Genomic DNA, 17093 nt, shown 5'->3' with positions numbered 1-17093 from the left:
AGTGTGTGGGAGAGTAGGTCGCCGCCGGACACTTTTTGTAGAGAGGGTTCAAGCCCGGTCCCTTGTGGGGGACCGGGCTTGACCTGTATCCAGGGTAAAACGAGTCCCGGGCCATCCTTCGGACTCCAGCGGAAAGATCCTGAGCCGAGCGGCTTCGCGGGCTCATCAATGAGCGCATGGATGAGCAACAATGCACAGCCGCTGTGGATTCTTAAGGCCGTCCGGAGATCTCTCCGGGACGGCCTTTTTCTATTTCACGGTGCATTCAATGTCTGGTCAGATCTTCCCTGTCCTGAGCATCCCGTCCACAGCAGCTGCCAGGCGTCCTTCACCGCATGAGGCGGTATCCTGGGATGGCCCTGCGCACGTAATCCAAGGAGAACCAAGAACCTATGCCTGACGAGTCCTACGGCGACCGCCCACGGCCCCCGCGCAATCCGCGCGACCTCCGCCGGTCCAACAGCGACGATCGCACGCGTTCTCCCGAGATCGACGAGGACGTCACCGGCAAGGAGCTGGACCGCGCGGCCCTGCTGCAGCTGCGCACCCTCGACGACGTGAACCGTCCCTGGGTGGCCAAGCACCTCGTTATGGCGGGACGCCTCGTCGACGTCGCGCCCGAGGTCGCGTTCCAGCATGCCCTCGCCGCGTCCCGCCGCGGCGGACGTCTCGGGATCGTCCGCGAAGCCGTAGGCCTGACCGCCTATGCCGCCGGAGACTTCGCCGAAGCCCTGCGTGAGCTGCGCACCTACCGCCGGATCAGCGGCGACCAGACCCACCTGCCGGTCCTGGCTGACTGCGAACGCGGACTCGACCGCCCGGAGAAGGCCATCGAGCTCTCCCAGTCCGAAGAGGTTGCAGGCCTCACCGGTCCCGTGCGTGCTGAGATGGCCATGGTCGTCTCCGGGGCCTATACCGACCTCGGCGACCACGCCTCCGCGGTGACCGCTCTGGAGGTGCCCGAGCTCGACATCAACCGGGCGTTCAGCTTCTCGCCTCGACTCTTCACCGCCTACGCGGCCGCACTCGAGACCGTCGGCCGCGATGACGAGGCTCAGCGCTGGCGGGAACAGGCCTTCGCCGCGGAACGCGCACTGGGCACCGGCGCCTTCGAAGACCCCGAGATCCTCGACTTCGACGACGAGCCTGCCGACCTGCCCAAGGTCAAAGACGTCCTGGGACGATCCAAGGGCGGAGACCGGGGCCGTGAGCAGGGCCGCGACCAGGACCGCCGACGCGGAGGGCGTGCATGACCTCGAGTCTCCTCGACTCCTACGACGGCGTGCTCTTCGACCTCGACGGAGTCCTCTACGCCGGACCCCACGCCATCCCCGGGGCCGCCCAGGCCGTGGAGCAGCTGGTCAGCCGCGATGTGCCACGCGGATACGTCACCAATAACGCCTCCCGGTCGGCCGAACAGGTTGCAGCCCACCTCAACGAGCTGGGCATCCCCGCGCTGACCCATGAGGTCTTCGGCTCGGCCCCCGCCGGGATCGCCCTGCTCAGCGCTGCGCTTGACCCTGGTTCGAAGGTGCTGGTCACCGGCAGCGGGTATCTGCGCACCCTGGTGCAGGAGGCCGGGTTCCACCTGGCCGAGTCGGCGGCTGATCACCCCGCCGCAGTGATCCAGGGCTTCGACCCCGCACTGGGCTGGGCCGACCTCGCCGAGGCCGCCTACGCGGTGAACGACGGCGCGCAGTGGTTCGCCACCAACCTCGACCTGAGCATCCCTCGGGAGCATGGCATCGCCCCCGGCAACGGCGCCCTCGTCGAAGCTGTCGGACGCGCCACCGGCACCAGCCCGGCCGCTGCAGGCAAGCCGGAGCCGGTGATGTTCACCCAGGCCGCCGAGGCGCTGAAGATGCAGCGGCCCCTGGTCATCGGGGACCGGCTCGACACCGACGTGCTCGGCGGCAACCGAGCCGGGTTCGACACCGCCCTGGTCCTGACCGGCATCGACACCCTCGAGTCGGCGCAGCTCGCCGACGAGTCCATGCGCCCAGACTGGATCCTGCGCGACCTCGGCCAGCTCTTCGACGGCACGCACGAGGCCCTGCAGGAACACGCAGGAGCATGAGCGAGCAGCACCACCACTCCGCGGGCCTATCCAACGTCCAGGGCCACCCGGATGTCCAGGACCACCCCGATGATCAGCGCGATGCGCACCTTGCGTCCCAGCCAGACCTTGGGCACCAGTCCGGCGCCGAGTCTGAACCCCAGCTTGCAGCCGAGCAGGCATCCGAGCTGAGTCTCGAGGAGCTCGAGTCCGAGATCGCCGAGGCCGAAGCGCTGGTCCAGGACCTGAACCAGCGGCTCAGACAGACCGCCGACGGGGCCCGATGAGCGACGCCCTCCGCCTCGACAAGGCCATGGTCTCCCGCGGTCTGGTTCCCAGCCGCACCCGCGCCGGCCAGCTGATCTCCCAGGGACAGGTCAGCGTGGACGGAACCGTCATCCAGAAGGCCTCCACCAACGTGGCCGAGCACCAGCGGATCGACGTGCAGAACCAGGACCCCTGGGTCAGCCGCTCTGCGCACAAGCTCGACGGCGTCCTCGCCGCCTCCCCGCAGATCCCGGTGCAGGGCCGCCGCTGCCTCGACGCCGGCGCCTCCACCGGAGGCTTCACCCAGGTGCTGCTGGAGCGCGGCGCGGCACACGTCGTCGCCGTCGATGTCGGCCACGACCAGCTGCATGCGCTGCTCGCCGGGGATCCCCGGGTGGAGAACCATGAGGGGCTGAACCTGCGCCACCTCAAACCTGCCGACCTGGGGGAGCCCTTCGACCTGATCGTCGCCGACCTCTCCTTCATCTCGCTGCGCCTGGTGCTTCCCGCCCTCGCCGGGCAGGCCAGCGACGGCGCTGATCTGGTGCTCATGGTCAAACCCCAGTTCGAGATCGGCCGCGACCGGCTGGGACGCACCGGGGTGGTCTCCAGTCCGCTGCTGCGTCGCGAGGCGGTCGAGTCGGTCCTCTCCGCCGCCGAGGCCCAGCGGCTGCAGCTTCTCGCCGTCCACCGCTCGGGCCTGCCCGGCCAGGACGGAAATGTGGAGTTCTTCCTGCACCTGCGCCGCACCGAACATGCTGCTCCGGCCTCCGCTGAGGCAGACGCGCTCAGGAGAGATAGGCTGGGCTCGGTCGAGTTCGACTGAAGGAGGCTCCATGACCAGAGAGATCCTGCTGCTCGCCCATACGGGTCGGCGCGACGCCGTGGAAGCGGCTGTCACCGTCGCAGAGCGGCTGCACAGCGAGGGACTCCGCCCGGTGATGCTGGAGCGCGACATCGCCTCCTTGAACCATGTCATCGGGGACCGGCTCCGCGGCCTGCCGATGGCCGTGGCCGACCGCGATGTGCCCCTGGCCGACTGTGAGGTCGGAATGGTCCTGGGCGGCGACGGCTCCATCCTGCGCGCCGCGGACCTCGTGCGCGGCGCCGGACTGCCCCTGATGGGAGTCAACCTCGGCCACGTGGGCTTCCTCGCCGAATCCGAACGCACCGAACTCGACGCCTCCGTCCAATGGGTGGTCGACCAGAACTACACCGTGGAGCGCCGGATGGCGCTGGACGTGCAGGTATGGCACGCCGGACGCCACGTCGGCAGCAGCTGGGCGCTGAACGAGGCCAGCATCGAGAAGCAGTCCCGCGAACGCATGATCGACCTGATCATCGAGATCGACGGCCGGCCCGTCTCCGCCTTCGGCTGCGACGGCGTCGTCATGGCCACCCCCACCGGATCCACCGCCTACGCGTTCTCCGCCGGAGGACCCGTGGTCTGGCCCGAGGTCCAAGCCCTGGTCATGGTGCCCATCTCCGCCCACGCGCTGTTCTCCCGCCCCCTGGTGACCGACCCCGACTCGATCATGGCCGTCGAGGTCCTGCAGCGCGAGGACGAACAGGGAGTGCTCTGGTGCGACGGCCGTCGCTTCATGGAACTCCCACCCGGCTCCCGCGTGGAGGTCACCCGCTCCGCTGAACCCGTGCTGCTCGCCCGGGTGCACCAGACCCCCTTCTCCGAACGACTCGTGGACAAGTTCAACCTGCCCACCACCGGTTGGCGCGGACCGGTCGATCCGGCGAACCAGGTCCCGAGCCCCGATGCCTTCCACCACGAGGAGGCGACCAAGCGGTGATCGACTACGTCACCATCAGCGACCTCGGCGTGATCGAACACGCCGAGCTCCCGCTCAACGCCGGACTCAACGTGGTCACCGGCGAGACCGGCGCGGGCAAGACCATGGTGGTCACCGCACTGGGACTGCTGCTCGGCGCCCGCGCCGAGGCCTCCGCGATCCGCTCCGGAGCCCCACAGGCCGTGGTCGACGCCGGCATCACCGTGCCCGCCGGACATCGCTGCGTGGACCTGGCCCGCGAGGCCGGCGCCTGGCTGCAGATCCCCGGAGATGCCGCAGAGGCTGAACCCGCAGACGCAGAACCTGCAGACGCCAAGCCTGCGGACACGGAAACCTCTGCGGACCCCGAGTCGGTCGACCACGCAGCCCAGCCGGATCAGGCGGGCGAGGTCGAGATCCTGCTCGGCCGCACGCTCAGCGCCAAGGGCCGCAGCCGGGCCAGCCTGAGCGGACGCAACGTGCCGATCGCGCTGCTCGGCGAGATCGGCAGCTCCCTGGTCACCGTGCACGGCCAGAGCGACCAGCTGCGACTGCGCTCCGCGGTCGCGCAGCGGCGCGCCCTGGACCGCTACGCCGGAGACGAGTTCGCCCAGCAGCTCGCCGCGTATAAGCAGAAGTTCACCGGCTACCAGGTCAAGGTCGCCGAGCTGGAGGAGATCACCACCAACGAGCGCGAACGACGCCGTGAGGCCGAACAGCTGCAGCTCGCCCTGGAACAGATCGACGCCGTGGAGCCGCTGCCCGGGGAGGACCATGAGCTCAAGACCGAATCCCTGAAGCTCGAGAACGTCGAATCCCTGCGCGAGGCCGCCCGCTCCGCCCAGCTCTCGCTCTCCGGGCCCGACGCCGCCGAAGCACTCGGCGACGTCCCCCACGCGGTGGCCCTGGTCGAATCCGCCACCATCGCGCTGGCCGCCGTGCAGGACCAGGACAAGGAGCTCGGCGAGATCGCCGAGCAGATCTCCTCGGTCTCGAGCCTGCTCAACGACGCCGCCTCCGAGCTCGGCATCTACGCCGCCCACCTGGATGAATCCGGGCCCGAGCGGCTCGCCGCGGTGCACCAGCGCCGCGCCGACCTCGAGCGGCTGATCCGGCTCTACGGTCCCGATATCGACGCCGTGCTGACCTGGGCGCAGGAGGCCCGGGTCCGGCTGCACAACCTGCAGTCCGACACCGACCGGATCGAGGAGCTCGGCGCGGAGATCGACGAGCTGCAGGCACGGCTGTGGACCGAGGCCGAAGAGCTGCGTCGTCGTCGTTCCCAGGCGGGGGAGCAGCTGGGCGCCGCCGTCGGCGAGGAGCTCGCCGCCCTGGCCATGCCCCGGGCGCGGATGGTCATCGAGGTCGCCGCGACCGCCGAGCTGGGCCCAGAGGGCGCCGACACTGTCGCGATGCTGCTGGCCCCGCACCCCGGGGCCGATCCGCTGCCGCTGGGCAAGGGAGCCTCCGGAGGTGAGCTCTCCCGGGTGATGCTGGCCCTGGAGGTGGTCCTCGCCGAGGGATCCGACACCGAGACCTTCATCTTCGACGAGGTCGACGCCGGGGTGGGCGGCAAGGCGGCCGTGCAGATCGGACGCCGGCTCGCGATGCTCGCCAAACACCGCCAGGTCATCGTGGTCACCCACCTGCCCCAGGTCGCGGCGTACGCGCAGAACCACATCCGGGTGTTCAAGTCCTCGGTGCGCGATGATTCAGCCTCCGGCGGCTTCACCGCCTCCGACGTCACCGCCCTGGACGAGGAGCAGCGCGTGAGTGAACTCGCGCGGATGCTCGCCGGTCAGGAAGACTCAGAATCAGCCCGTGCACACGCCCGGGAGCTCATCAGCGGTGCGGCTGCGCTGTAGCTCACGTCCGTGGCACTACATTCACCTCCCGTTCACTGTTAGGATCGAACTCCGTGGTGCAGAGAAACAGTTCCAGGAACCAGAACAGCCTCCCTACTAGTCGACAGATCTTTGTCACGGGGGGTGTGGTCTCCTCCCTCGGCAAGGGTCTGACCGCCTCCTCTCTGGGGCATCTGCTCCGGGCCCGTGGCCTCTCAGTGGTCATGCAGAAGCTGGATCCGTATCTCAATGTGGATCCCGGCACGATGAACCCGTTCCAGCACGGCGAGGTCTTCGTCACCGAAGACGGCGCCGAGACGGACCTGGACATCGGACATTACGAGCGATTCCTCGATGAGAACCTCGACGGGCTCAACAATGTGACCACCGGTCAGATCTATTCCACCGTCATCGAGAAGGAACGCCGCGGCGACTATCTCGGCGACACCGTGCAGGTCATCCCGCACATCACCAACGAGATCAAGCGCCGGATGCGGCTGCCCGCCGAGGGCAAGGACGCCCCGGACGTGATCATCACCGAGATCGGCGGCACCGTCGGTGACATCGAGTCCCAGCCGTTCCTCGAAGCCGCGCGCCAGGTCCGCCAGGACATCGGCCGGCAGAACGTCTTCTTCCTCCACGTCTCCCTGGTGCCCTACATCGGCCCCAGCCAGGAGCTGAAGACCAAGCCCACCCAGCACTCGGTGGCGGCGCTGCGCTCGATCGGCATCCAGCCCGACGGGATCGTGCTGCGCAGCGACCGCGAGCTTCCGGCCGAGATCCGCGGCAAGATCTCGCGGATGTGCGACGTGGCGGAGGACGCGGTCATCAACTGCGCCGACGCCCCGAGCATCTACGACATCCCACGGATCCTGCACCGCCAGGCCATGGACGCCTACGTGGTCCAGGCCCTGGACCTGAAGTTCAAGGACGTGGACTGGTCCAAGTGGTCCAAGCTGCTCAACGTGGTGCACAACCCCGACCACGAGGTCGAGGTGGCGCTGGTCGGCAAGTACATCGACCTGCCCGACGCCTACCTCTCGGTCACCGAGGCGCTGCGCGCCGGCGGCTTCGCGCACAGCACCAAGACCAAGATCCGCTGGGTCGCCTCCGACCTGTGCGCCTCCGAGGAGGGTGCCGCCAAGGCACTCGAGGGCGTGGACGCGATCTGCGTGCCCGGCGGCTTCGGCGTGCGTGGGCTCGACGGCAAGATCGGCGCGCTGCGCCACGCCCGGGTCCACGGCATCCCGGCGCTGGGCCTGTGCCTGGGTCTGCAGACCATGGTCATCGAATATGCCCGCAACGTGCTGGGCCTGAGCGAGGCGAGCTCCACCGAGTTCGACCCGCAGACGGCCTACCCGGTGATCGCCACCATGGCCGAGCAGGAGGCCATCGTCGACGGCGCCGGCGACCTGGGCGGCACCATGCGGCTGGGCTCCTACGAGGCCAAGCTCACCGAGGGCTCCGTGGTCGCCGAGACCTACGGCAGCACCGAGATCACCGAGCGGCACCGGCACCGCTACGAGGTCAACAACACCTACCGCGAGCAGCTCGCCGAGGCGGGGCTGGTCTTCTCCGGCACCTCCCCGGACGGCACGCTCGTGGAGTTCGTCGAGCTGCCCAAGGAGACGCACCCGTACTACGTCTCCACCCAGGCGCACCCCGAGCTGAAGTCCCGCCCGACCAACGCCCATCCGCTCTTCGCCGGTCTCATCCGCGCAGGACTGGACCGGCAGCTCGCCCAGGGCGGACGCGGCTAGATCCATGGCCACCCAGGACGGGTCCACCGCTCCTGAGCAGGCACGGGAACGGCACCTCCAGCGACGCGCGGAGGTGCCGTCCTCGTCTGTGGGGGCCGAGATCGAGGACTACCTCACCCACCTGCGGATCGAGCGCGGCTCCGCGGCGAACACGCTGAGCTCCTACCGCAACGACCTGCTGCGCTACGGCGCGTTCCTGCTCGAGCGCGAGATCACCGGGCTGCGCGCCATCGACGAGAGCCTGGTCGCGGACTTCCTGCAGCGGCTGAGCACCGGCGACGACGGCGGCTCGGCCCTGTCCCAGCGTTCGATGGCCCGCGTGCTGGCCTCGGTGCGCGGGGCGCATCGCTATTGGGCGGGGGAGGCCCGGACCACCCACGACCCGGCGAAGCACGTCGCGGCCCCGAAACCGCGCCAGTCCCTGCCCAAGGCGCTCAGCGTGGACGAGGTGCAGCGGCTGCTGGACGCGCCCAGCCGTGACACCGAGCTGGGACGCCGCGACCGGGCGCTGCTGGAGTTCCTCTACGCCACCGGCGCGCGGATCACCGAGGCGGTCAGCCTGGACGTCGATGACGTCCACGAGATCCGCGCTGCCCCCGGTGCGGCTGGTGTCGGCGCCGACGGTGCCGGTGGCTCTGCTGAAGCAGCACCCACCGACGGGCTGGTGATCGTGCGGGTGACCGGCAAGGGCGATAAGCAGCGGATGGTCCCGGTGGGGCGCTTTGCCCAGCAGGCGATCAACGACTACCTCACCGCCGGTCGCCCGGGCCTCGCCGCGCGGATCGGCAGGCGCGCGCCGTCGCCCGGACTGTTCCTGAACAAGCTCGGCGGCAGACTCTCCCGACAGTCGGCGTGGACCGTGCTGCAGACCCACGCGGCCGCCGCCGAGATCACCCAGGAGGTCTCCCCGCACACGCTGCGCCACTCCTGCGCGACCCACCTGCTCGAAGGCGGCGCCGGGATCCGGCTGGTCCAGGAAATGCTGGGCCACGCCTCGGTGACCACCACGCAGATCTACACGAAGGTCACCGCCGAGGCGCTGCAGGAGAGCTACGCCACCGCCCACCCCCGCGCCCGCTAGATCCACCGCTGGATCTCCCTTTGGAGCACCCGCAAGCTCGCGTATCTGAGCTCGCGCCCCGTGTGGTCGGCGTCGATTGGGCACTTTGCGGCGGTATGCGGAGAGGTTCGTCCGCTGATTCCACCGCAAACTGCCCAAACGATGGTGGTGGGGACGGGCGGACGGCGTGGAGCGCCCGTGAAGGGCCGGGATCGGGCGACTTCGCGGCGACTTCGGGCCGACGGCGGGACGAGAAGCCTCGTAGGGGCGCCCGATGCTCACCTAGTCTGATCTCGCCGACGGGACGGCCGTCGATGGTGAGCAGATCGGGGTGCTGGGATGGCGAAGCTGGTGGCGGTGGAATATGTCTCGCTCGACGGCGTCATGCAGGCGCCCGGACGAGCGGATGAGGACACCCGGGGAGGATTCTCACACGGCGGCTGGGCCTCGGAGCTGCTCGCGGCGGACCCGGAGGCGGCTCAGGCGTCGATGTCGGGTCAGAATGAGACCGTGGCGCTGATGTTCGGACACCGCACCTACGTGGACCTTCTCGGGCACTGGCTCGACACCGCGGAGCCGAACCCGTTCACGGAGATCCTGCGCCAGACGCCCAAGTTCGTGGCCTCCCGCTCGGCCGACACGCAGCTGGCGCACCCCAACTCCGAGCTGCTGCTCGCCGGAGCGGCCGACACCCCGGCGGGCAGGGGCGACGACGGCGACGGCGGCGACGCGGTCCCTGCGGTGCGGGAGCTCAAGGCCTCCCTGGACGGAGAAGTGGTGATCCTCGGCAGCGGGGAGCTCGTGCGCTCCCTCGCCGCCGAGGACCTCATCGACGCCTACCTGCTCACCATCCTGCCGATCGCGCTGGGCTCCGGGGCTCGGCTGTTCGGGGATCGCCCCACGTCGTTGGCGGTGACGTCGAGCTTCACCTCACCGACCGGCATCGTGGTGGCGACCTACGAACCGGTCAGAGCGAGGTGAGCCGCGCGCCTCAGAGGTGGCGCTCGTCCGGGCCGTTGTAGGCGCTCAGCGGGCGGATCAGCGCGTTGTTCGCGCGCTGTTCCGCGATGTGCGCGGTCCAGCCGGTGATCCGCGCGGCGATGAACAGCGGGGTGAACATCTCGGTGTCGAAGCCCATCAGGTGATACGTCGGTCCGGCGGGGTAGTCCAGGTTCGGCAGGATGTTCTTGGCCTCACCCATCGCCGCTTCGAGTCCGTCATAGAGGCCCATCAGCTCGCCGCGCCCGTAGTACTCGACCATCGCATCCAGCGCCTGCTTCATGGTCGGGACCCGGGAGTCGCCGGACTTGTACACCCGGTGCCCGAAGCCCATCACCTTGCGCTTCTCCGCCAGCGCCTGCTCCATCCATGCCTTGGCGCGGGCGGCGGCGGCCTCGCGGGTCTCGGCCGGGTCGATGCCGATCTCCTCGAAGGTGTGCATCACCGCTTCATTGGCGCCGCCGTGCAGCGGCCCCTTGAGCGCGCCGATCGCCGCGGTGACCGCCGAGTGCAGGTCGGCCAGCGTGGAGGTCACCACCCGTGCGGTGAAGGTCGAGGCGTTGAAGGAATGCTCCGCGTAGAGCACCATCGAGACCCGGAAGGCGTCGACGACCTCCTCGGGAGCCTCCTCGCCGAAGGTCATCCAGAGGAAGTTCTGCGAGTAGTCCAGATCCTCCCGCGGCTCGACGAGCTCCAGCTCACGGCGTCGGCGCTGGTCGTAGGCGACCACGGCCGGGAACGCGGCGAAGAGCTCCTTGGCCTTGATCAGCTCCGCCTCCGGGGAGGAGTCTTCCGAGAGCGGGTGGTTCGCACCGAGCACCGAGACCGCGGTGCGCCCGACGTCCATCGGATGGCAGTCCAGCGGCAGCAGGTCGATCGCCGCCCTGACCCGGGGGTCCAGGGCACGGTGGGAGCGTTCGAAGCCGCGGAACTCCTCCTTCTCCGCCGCGCTGGGCAGCTCGCCGTTCCAGAGCAGCAGCGCCACCTCCTCGAAGGAGAGCTCGGCGGCCAGCTCCTGGACCGGGTATCCCCGGTAGAGCAGCGAGTTGGATTCGGGATTCACCTTCGAGACGGCGGTGTGATCGGCGACCACACCGGCCAGTCCCTTATAGATCTGCTCGGTCATCAGTGACCTCCTCAGGTCATTGCAGGGTCTTTAGGAGTTGCTGCCGTGCACGTCGGGAACTTCGAAGTTGAAGATCCCGGTGTCGAAGGCGTTGTACGCCTCGTAGTCGACCAGTTCGTAGAGCCGTGCCCGGGTCATCATCTGATCCACCGCGCCCTGCTGGGAACCTTCGGCGGCCAACACGTCCAAGGTGCGCTCGATCGCGCCCATGGCCGAGCGCAGCGAGGTCACCGGGTAGATGACCATCGCGACCCCGGTCTCGGCGAGCTCCTCGCGGGTGAACAGCGGGGACTTGCCGAACTCGGTCATGTTCGCGAGCACCGGCACGTCCACCGCCGCACAGACCGCGGCGAACTCGCTGAGGTCCTTCATGGCCTCCGGGAAGATCGCGTCGGCCCCGGCGTCGACCAGGGCCTTGGCCCGCTCGATCGCGGCGTCGAGACCCTCGACGGCGCGCAGATCGGTGCGCGCCATGATCAGGAAGTTCTCGTCCCGCCTCCCGCGAGCGGCCGCGGCCACCCGCTGGGTCGCGGTCTGCAGGTCCACCAGGTTCTTCCCGTCCAGGTGGCCGCAGCGCTTGGGGTTGAACTGGTCCTCGATGTGGCAGCCCGCGAGCCCGGCGTCCTCGAGCTCCTGGACCGAACGCGCCACGTTCATCGGTTCGCCGAATCCGGTGTCGGCGTCGACCAGGGCCGGGAGGTTGGTGGCCCGGGCGATCTGACCGGCCCGCTGCGCGACCTCGGTGAGCGTGGTCAGCCCGATGTCCGGCAGGCCCAGCTCATTGGCCAGCACCGCGCCGGAGATGTAGATCCCGTCGAAGCCCTTCTGCTCGATCAAGGGCGCCGAGAGCGGGGTGAAGGTGCCGGGGAACTGGCGCGCCGCCCCGGGGGTGAGCATCGCGCGCAGGTCGAGGCGCTTCTGTGCAGGGGTGATGGTGGAGTACAACATGGCCTAGAACAGTCCCTTCGGTCCGGCGGAGGGGTGGATGACCCCGGTGGCCGCGAGGATGTTCAGCTGATCCAGCTCTCCCGCGGCGAGCGTCTCGAGGTTCTCAACCGCTCCGAGGAATCGTTCGATCTCCGCCTCGGCGATCACCGGTTCTGCCAGCGTGCGGAACTTCGCGATGTACTGTTCCCGGGCGAAAGGCCTCGCGCCCAGCGGGTGGGCGTCGGCGACGGCGATCTCATCGGTGATCACCTCGCCGTTGTGCAGCCGGATCTCCACGGATCCGCCGAAGGCCTTCTCCGCGATGTCGGTGGAGTGATACCGGCGGGTCCACTCCGGATCCTCCTCGGTGGTGACCTTGTGCCACAGCGCCACGGTGTCCTCGCGCTGGGCGCGCTCCGGGGTGTAGGAGTCGACGTGGTGCCAGGCGCCGTCCTGCAGCGCGACGGTGAAGATGTACGGGATCGAGTGGTCCAGCGTCTCGCGGGAGGCGGTGGGGTCGTACTTCTGTGGGTCGTTCGCCCCGGAGCCGATCACGTAGTGCGTGTGGTGGCTGGTGCGGATCAGCACCGATTCGACCTGCTCCGGATCGGTGACCTGCGGGTGTGCGTTGTGCAGCCGACGAGCGAGGTCGATCCACGCCTGCGCCTGATACTCCGCGGAGTGCTCCTTGGTGTAGGTGTCGAGGATCGCGCGCTTGGGCTCGCCGACGGCGGGCAGCGGCACCTCGTAGGAGGCGCTGGGTCCGTCGAGCAGCCAGGCGATGACGCCGTCCTCGCCCTCGTAGATCGGCACCGGAGAGGTCTGTCCGCGCATCGCGCGGTCCACGGCTTCGACCGCCATCTTCGCGGCGAAGGCCGGGGCGTGGGCCTTCCAGGTGGAGATCTCGCCCTTGCGCGACTGCCGGGTGGCGGTGGTGGTGTGCAGCGCCTGGCCCACGGCCTGGAAGATCGTCTCGGCGTCGAGGTTCAGCAGGGTGCCGATCCCGGCCGCGGCGGAGGGCCCGAGGTGCGCCACGTGGTCGATCTTGTGCTTGTGCAACGAGATCGCCTTCACGAGGTCCACCTGGATCTCGTAGCCGGTGGCGATGCCGCGGATCAGCTCGGCCCCGGAGGCTCCGGTGTGCTGCGCCGCAGCCAGCACCGCGGGGATGTTGTCCCCTGGGTGGGAATACTCGGCTGCCAGGAAGGTGTCGTGGTAGTCCAGCTCACGGACCGCGACGCCGTTGGCCCACGCCGCCCACTCGGGGCTGGACTTGGTCTCGACGCCGAAGATCGAGGCGCCGGAGCCGTTGGCGGAGACCGCGTGGTCCAGCGCCTGGGCGCGGGCGCTGATGATCGGGGCGCGGTTCAGCGAGGCGACGGCCACGGAGGCGTTGTCGATGATGCGGTTGATCACCATCTCGGTGACCTCCGGGTCGACCTCGACCGGGTCCACGGCGACCTGCGCGATCTTCCAGGCGAGCTGGTCCTGCCGGGGAAGGTTCTCGTCGCTGCGGTAGACCCGTACGTTGTGGGTGATCATGCTGGTGATTCCTCTCGATTCGACGTCAGGCTTCGGTGCTGCGGGGACGATTCGTGCTGGGCGGTGATGTAGGCGAGGCTGCGGCGCAGGTGGATCAGCATCGCCGCACCCGCGGTCTCGGGATCCCCGGAGGCGATGGCGGTGCAGACCTCGCGGTGTTCCCGGGCCGACGACGCGAGCCGTTCGGGCTCGTGCTGGGCCAGCCGACGGGCGCGCACCAGGTGCGCACGCATGCTGCGCAGGGAATGACTCAGGTACGGGTTGGCCACCGCTTCGGCCACGGCCTCATCGAGCTCCTCGGTGAGCCGGTAGTAGTGCTCATCCTCCCGGGCCTGGTCTCGCGCCTGTAGGGTCTTCTCCGCGGCGGTGAACCGCTGCGCCAGTGCGGTGAACCGGGCCGGGTCCCCGCGCTCGGCGGCGAGCCGGGCGGACTGGACCTCCAGCGGCAGCCGCAGCTCGAAGAGCAGGTCGACGTCGGCGGCGGAGATCGAGCTGACCACCGTGCCGCGTCCCTTGGTCTGATCAGCGAGCCCATCGGCGATCAGCCGGGACAGCGCCTCGCGCAGCGGCGTGCGCGAGAGGCCGAGCCGTTCCGCCTGCTCGACCTCGCCGAGCAGGGTCCCCGGGGTCAGCGCCCCGTCGAGGATCTCCTGCCGCAGGGTGTCGTAGGCCCGGTCGCTTGCACGCATGCCTTGAGTGTATACAGCCGAGCCGGTTCTGTGCACCGCTGGCGCCAAAGGTTCTCGAATCAGGGCACTTCTGTATACATGGGGCTTTACGTGCTGTGAGCCAGGTCATATCCTTGGACGTGTCACGCGTCCTTCGATGATGAGTCCACGCCGATGAGCAGGAGCACTCCCATGACCGGTCCGTCCTACCGCGAGCTGCACGCACGATCACTGGCCCAGCGTGAGGAGTTCTGGCTCGGCGCCGCAGAGCAGGTCCACTGGGACCGCGCACCGCAGCGCGCCCTGGATGACTCGGCGGCTCCGATCTACCGCTGGTTCCCCGAGGCGGAGCTGAACCTCAGCTACAACTGCCTGGACCGGCACGTTGAGGCCGGACACGGGGACCAGGCCGCGCTGATCTACGACTCCGCCGTCACCGGGACCATCCGCAGCTACAGCTACGCCGAACTGACCGAGGAGGTCGCGAAGTGCGCCGGGATGCTGCGCGACCTGGGGGTGGGCGCGGGAGACCGGGTCATCATCTACCTGCCGATGATCCCGCAGGCCCCCATCGCGATGCTAGCCTGCGCCCGGATCGGCGCGGTGCATTCGGTGGTCTTCGGCGGATTCGCGGCGAAGGAGCTGGCCTCGCGGATCGACGACGCCTCACCCGACGTGGTGCTCACCGCCACCGGAGGCATCGAGCCCACCCGGACGGTGGAGTACCTGCCCACCGTGGCCGAGGCGCTGCGCCTGGCCGCCCACCAGGTCAGCCACGTGGTGGTGCAGGAGCGCGAGGGCTTCGCGCACACCCTCGAGCAGGTCGCTGAAGACTCGGACGCTACATGGCATGACTGGGCGCCGCGTGCGGCCCAGGCGGAGCCCGCCGCCCCGGTCGCGGTGCGCGCCACGGACCCGCTCTACATCCTCTACACCTCCGGGACCACCGGCCGGCCCAAGGGCGTGGTCCGAGATCAGGGAGGCACCGCCGTCGCGCTGACCTGGTCGATGCAGGCCATCTACGACGTCGGCCCGGGGGAGACCATGCTCACCGCCTCCGACGTCGGCTGGGTGGTCGGACACTCCTTCATCGTCTACGGGCCGCTGCTGGTCGGGGCGACCTCGGTGCTCTACGAGGGCAAGCCGGTGGGCACCCCCGACGCCGGCGCCTTCTGGCGGATGATCCAGCAGCACCGGATCACCGCGCTGTTCACCGCGCCGACCGCGCTGCGCGCGATCCGCAAGACCGACCCCGAGGCAGCGCTGGTCGCCGACTACGACATCTCCTCGCTGCGGCACCTCTACGCCGCGGGGGAGCGGCTGGACCCGGTGACCCAGCGCTGGAACACCGACGCGCTGGGAGTCCCGGTCATCGACAACTGGTGGCAGACCGAGACCGGGTGGCCGATCGCGGCCAATCCGGTCGGGATCGAGGCGCTCCCGGTGAAGGAGGGCTCCGCCACGCTGCCGATGGCCGGCTACGACGTGGTGATCCTCGACGCCGTCGGCGAGGAGCTCCCCGCCGGTCAGGAGGGCAACATCGCGCTGCGCCTGCCGATGCCGCCCGGCACCCTGCCCACCCTCTGGGGCGATGACCAGCGCTACATCGACTCCTACCTCGCGGCGTTCCCCGGGTTCTACGCCACCGGGGACTCCGGCTACCTCGATGCCGACGGCTACCTCTTCGTGATGGGCCGGACCGACGACGTGATCAACGTGGCCGGGCACCGACTCTCCGCCGGAGCCATCGAGGCCGTGGTGGCCTCCCACCCCGCCGTGGCCGAATGCGCGGTGATCGGGCTGCAGGACGAGCTCAAGGGTCAGCGCGCCTCGGGATTCGTGGTGCTCAAGTCGGGCCGCACCGATGACCCGAAGACGCTGCAGGCCGAGCTGACCGAGCTGGTGCGCCGGGACATCGGGCCGGTGGCCGACTTCAAGACCGTGGCGGTGGTCGCGGCGCTGCCGAAGACCCGGTCCGGGAAGATCCTGCGCAAGACGATGCGCCAGATCGCCGACGGCGAGCAGGCGCGGGTGCCCTCCACCATCGAGGACGCCTCGGTGCTCGATGACCTGATCCCGGTGCTGCGCCCCCGACGGTAGGCTGGTCGGCGGCGCGTGACCGCGCGCCGCCGAGACCCGGACACGTGAACATGTTAACCCGGGGCCACGCCGACACAGGGGGAGACCGATGGACCTCGCGCTGTTGGCCGTGGAGCTGCTGGGCACCTTCGCCTTCGCCGTCTCCGGGGCGCTGCTCGCCGCCCGCAAGGGCTTCGACGTGGTGGGCTCGCTGCTGCTGGCCTCCATGGCCGGACTCGGCGGCGGCGTCACCCGGGACATCATCATCAGCGACGGCCCCCCGGCCGCGTTCCAACAGCCGATCTACCTGGCCCCGGTCCTGGTGGCGGTGGTCCTGGTGCTCACCGGGCTGCTCCACGAGACCCGGCTGCGCCGCACCTTGTTGGTCTTCGACGCCGTGGGGCTCTCGCTGTTCTGCCTCACCGGCACGGTCATCGCGTATAACGCCGGGCTCAACGAGATCGCCTGCGTGCTGCTCGGGGTCACCACCGCGGTCGGCGGCGGCGCGATGCGCGACGTGGTCGCCAACGAGACCCCGCAGATCTTCAACCCGCGCGGCGTCTACGCGGTGCCGGCGATGTTCGGCGCCGGCCTCATGGTGATCGTGCTGAGCGTCGATCTGCCGCTGATCTGGGCGGGCCTGGTGGTCTCCAGCCTGGTCTTCGCGCTGCGCATGATCTCGCTCAGGCGCGGCTGGCGGGTCCCGCTCGCCGGACGCCGGTCCAGCGGCGGCACCGCCTGACCCTGCGGCGGCACCGCCTGACCCGAGGTCCCGCCGCCGGGCCCGCCGGGTCTGGCGAACCTTCGAGTGCTACTTGGCCTGCGCATCTTGCCTCGCGGATGACACGGGGTAACCTGGATAAGTTGTTGTCCGCAGGAGGAAGTTGAGGATTCACGTGAGCGAGCCGGGTGCCCGGATGGGCGAGACGCCTGACCGGGAAGGGAACGCGTCGGAAGCAGACCAGCCGACGGAACTCTTCA

The 17093-nt window shown here is 69.4% G+C and carries 15 protein-coding genes; 11 read left to right on the top strand and 4 right to left on the bottom strand.

Features of this window, described 5'->3' with window-relative positions; all coding sequences use genetic code 11:
• Nucleotides 1-392: 392 nt before the first annotated feature.
• From BCL67_RS13300 to BCL67_RS13260, 9 genes are all read left to right on the top strand, one after another.
• Nucleotides 393-1253, top strand: coding sequence for a hypothetical protein (locus tag BCL67_RS13300; protein ID WP_181256020.1), 861 nt, complete (start codon nt 393-395; stop codon nt 1251-1253).
• Nucleotides 1250-2077 (top strand): HAD-IIA family hydrolase, encoded by an 828-nt coding sequence (locus BCL67_RS13295; RefSeq protein ID WP_106123913.1) that lies wholly within the window; start codon nt 1250-1252, stop codon nt 2075-2077. Before BCL67_RS13300 ends, BCL67_RS13295 begins: the two co-directional genes overlap by 4 nt.
• The gene (locus tag BCL67_RS13290; RefSeq protein ID WP_106123912.1) at nt 2074-2343 is read left to right on the top strand and encodes a hypothetical protein; all 270 of its coding nucleotides are present in this window, start codon (nt 2074-2076) and stop codon (nt 2341-2343) included. Before BCL67_RS13295 ends, BCL67_RS13290 begins: the two co-directional genes overlap by 4 nt.
• The gene (locus BCL67_RS13285; RefSeq protein WP_106123911.1) at nt 2340-3149 is read left to right on the top strand and encodes a TlyA family RNA methyltransferase; all 810 of its coding nucleotides are present in this window, start codon (nt 2340-2342) and stop codon (nt 3147-3149) included. The genes BCL67_RS13290 and BCL67_RS13285 overlap by 4 nt, the downstream gene beginning before the upstream one ends.
• A 10-nt stretch (nt 3150-3159) precedes the next feature.
• Entirely contained in the window at nt 3160-4128 is a 969-nt protein-coding gene (locus tag BCL67_RS13280; RefSeq protein ID WP_106123910.1) for an NAD kinase, read from the top strand.
• On the top strand, nt 4125-5972 hold the full coding sequence (locus BCL67_RS13275) for a DNA repair protein RecN (RefSeq protein WP_106123909.1): 1848 nt from the start codon (nt 4125-4127) through the stop codon (nt 5970-5972). The genes BCL67_RS13280 and BCL67_RS13275 overlap by 4 nt, the downstream gene beginning before the upstream one ends.
• A gap of 35 nt (nt 5973-6007) precedes the next feature.
• A complete protein-coding gene (locus BCL67_RS13270) occupies nt 6008-7711 on the top strand; it encodes a CTP synthase (RefSeq protein ID WP_106123908.1) in 1704 nt (567 codons plus the stop codon).
• 4 nt (nt 7712-7715) lie between these two features.
• The gene (locus BCL67_RS13265; protein ID WP_106123907.1) at nt 7716-8792 is read left to right on the top strand and encodes a site-specific tyrosine recombinase XerD; all 1077 of its coding nucleotides are present in this window, start codon (nt 7716-7718) and stop codon (nt 8790-8792) included.
• Nucleotides 8793-9110: 318 nt separating this feature from the next.
• On the top strand, nt 9111-9752 hold the full coding sequence (locus BCL67_RS13260) for a dihydrofolate reductase family protein (RefSeq protein WP_106123906.1): 642 nt from the start codon (nt 9111-9113) through the stop codon (nt 9750-9752).
• A 10-nt stretch (nt 9753-9762) separates the two neighbouring features.
• Here BCL67_RS13260 and BCL67_RS13255 read toward each other — a convergent pair whose 3' ends face one another.
• Genes BCL67_RS13255 through BCL67_RS13240 form a run of 4 tightly spaced genes read right to left on the bottom strand, consistent with a single transcriptional unit; the run spans nt 9763 to nt 14054 of the window.
• Nucleotides 9763-10896, bottom strand: coding sequence for a bifunctional 2-methylcitrate synthase/citrate synthase (locus BCL67_RS13255; protein WP_106123905.1), 1134 nt, complete (start codon nt 10894-10896; stop codon nt 9763-9765).
• A gap of 30 nt (nt 10897-10926) precedes the next feature.
• A complete protein-coding gene (gene prpB, locus BCL67_RS13250) occupies nt 10927-11844 on the bottom strand; it encodes a methylisocitrate lyase (protein ID WP_106123904.1) in 918 nt (305 codons plus the stop codon).
• A gap of 3 nt (nt 11845-11847) precedes the next feature.
• Complete coding sequence (locus BCL67_RS13245) at nt 11848-13365, bottom strand: MmgE/PrpD family protein (RefSeq protein ID WP_106123903.1); 1518 nt, start codon at nt 13363-13365, stop codon at nt 11848-11850.
• Nucleotides 13362-14054 (bottom strand): GntR family transcriptional regulator, encoded by a 693-nt coding sequence (locus tag BCL67_RS13240; RefSeq protein ID WP_106123902.1) that lies wholly within the window; start codon nt 14052-14054, stop codon nt 13362-13364. Before BCL67_RS13240 ends, BCL67_RS13245 begins: the two co-directional genes overlap by 4 nt.
• A gap of 171 nt (nt 14055-14225) precedes the next feature.
• On the opposite strand from BCL67_RS13240, the gene BCL67_RS13235 reads away from it, so the two are divergent.
• Nucleotides 14226-16133, top strand: a complete 1908-nt coding sequence (locus BCL67_RS13235; protein WP_106123901.1) for an AMP-binding protein — start codon at nt 14226-14228, stop codon at nt 16131-16133.
• Between the two features lie 88 nt (nt 16134-16221).
• A complete protein-coding gene (locus tag BCL67_RS13230) occupies nt 16222-16854 on the top strand; it encodes a trimeric intracellular cation channel family protein (protein WP_106123900.1) in 633 nt (210 codons plus the stop codon).
• The last annotated feature ends 239 nt before the right edge of the window (nt 16855-17093 follow it).

This window comes from Nesterenkonia sandarakina (assembly GCF_003003175.1).
Classification (GTDB): Bacteria; Actinomycetota; Actinomycetes; order Actinomycetales; family Micrococcaceae; genus Nesterenkonia; species Nesterenkonia sandarakina_A.
This window is presented reverse-complemented; position numbering and strand designations above follow the sequence as displayed.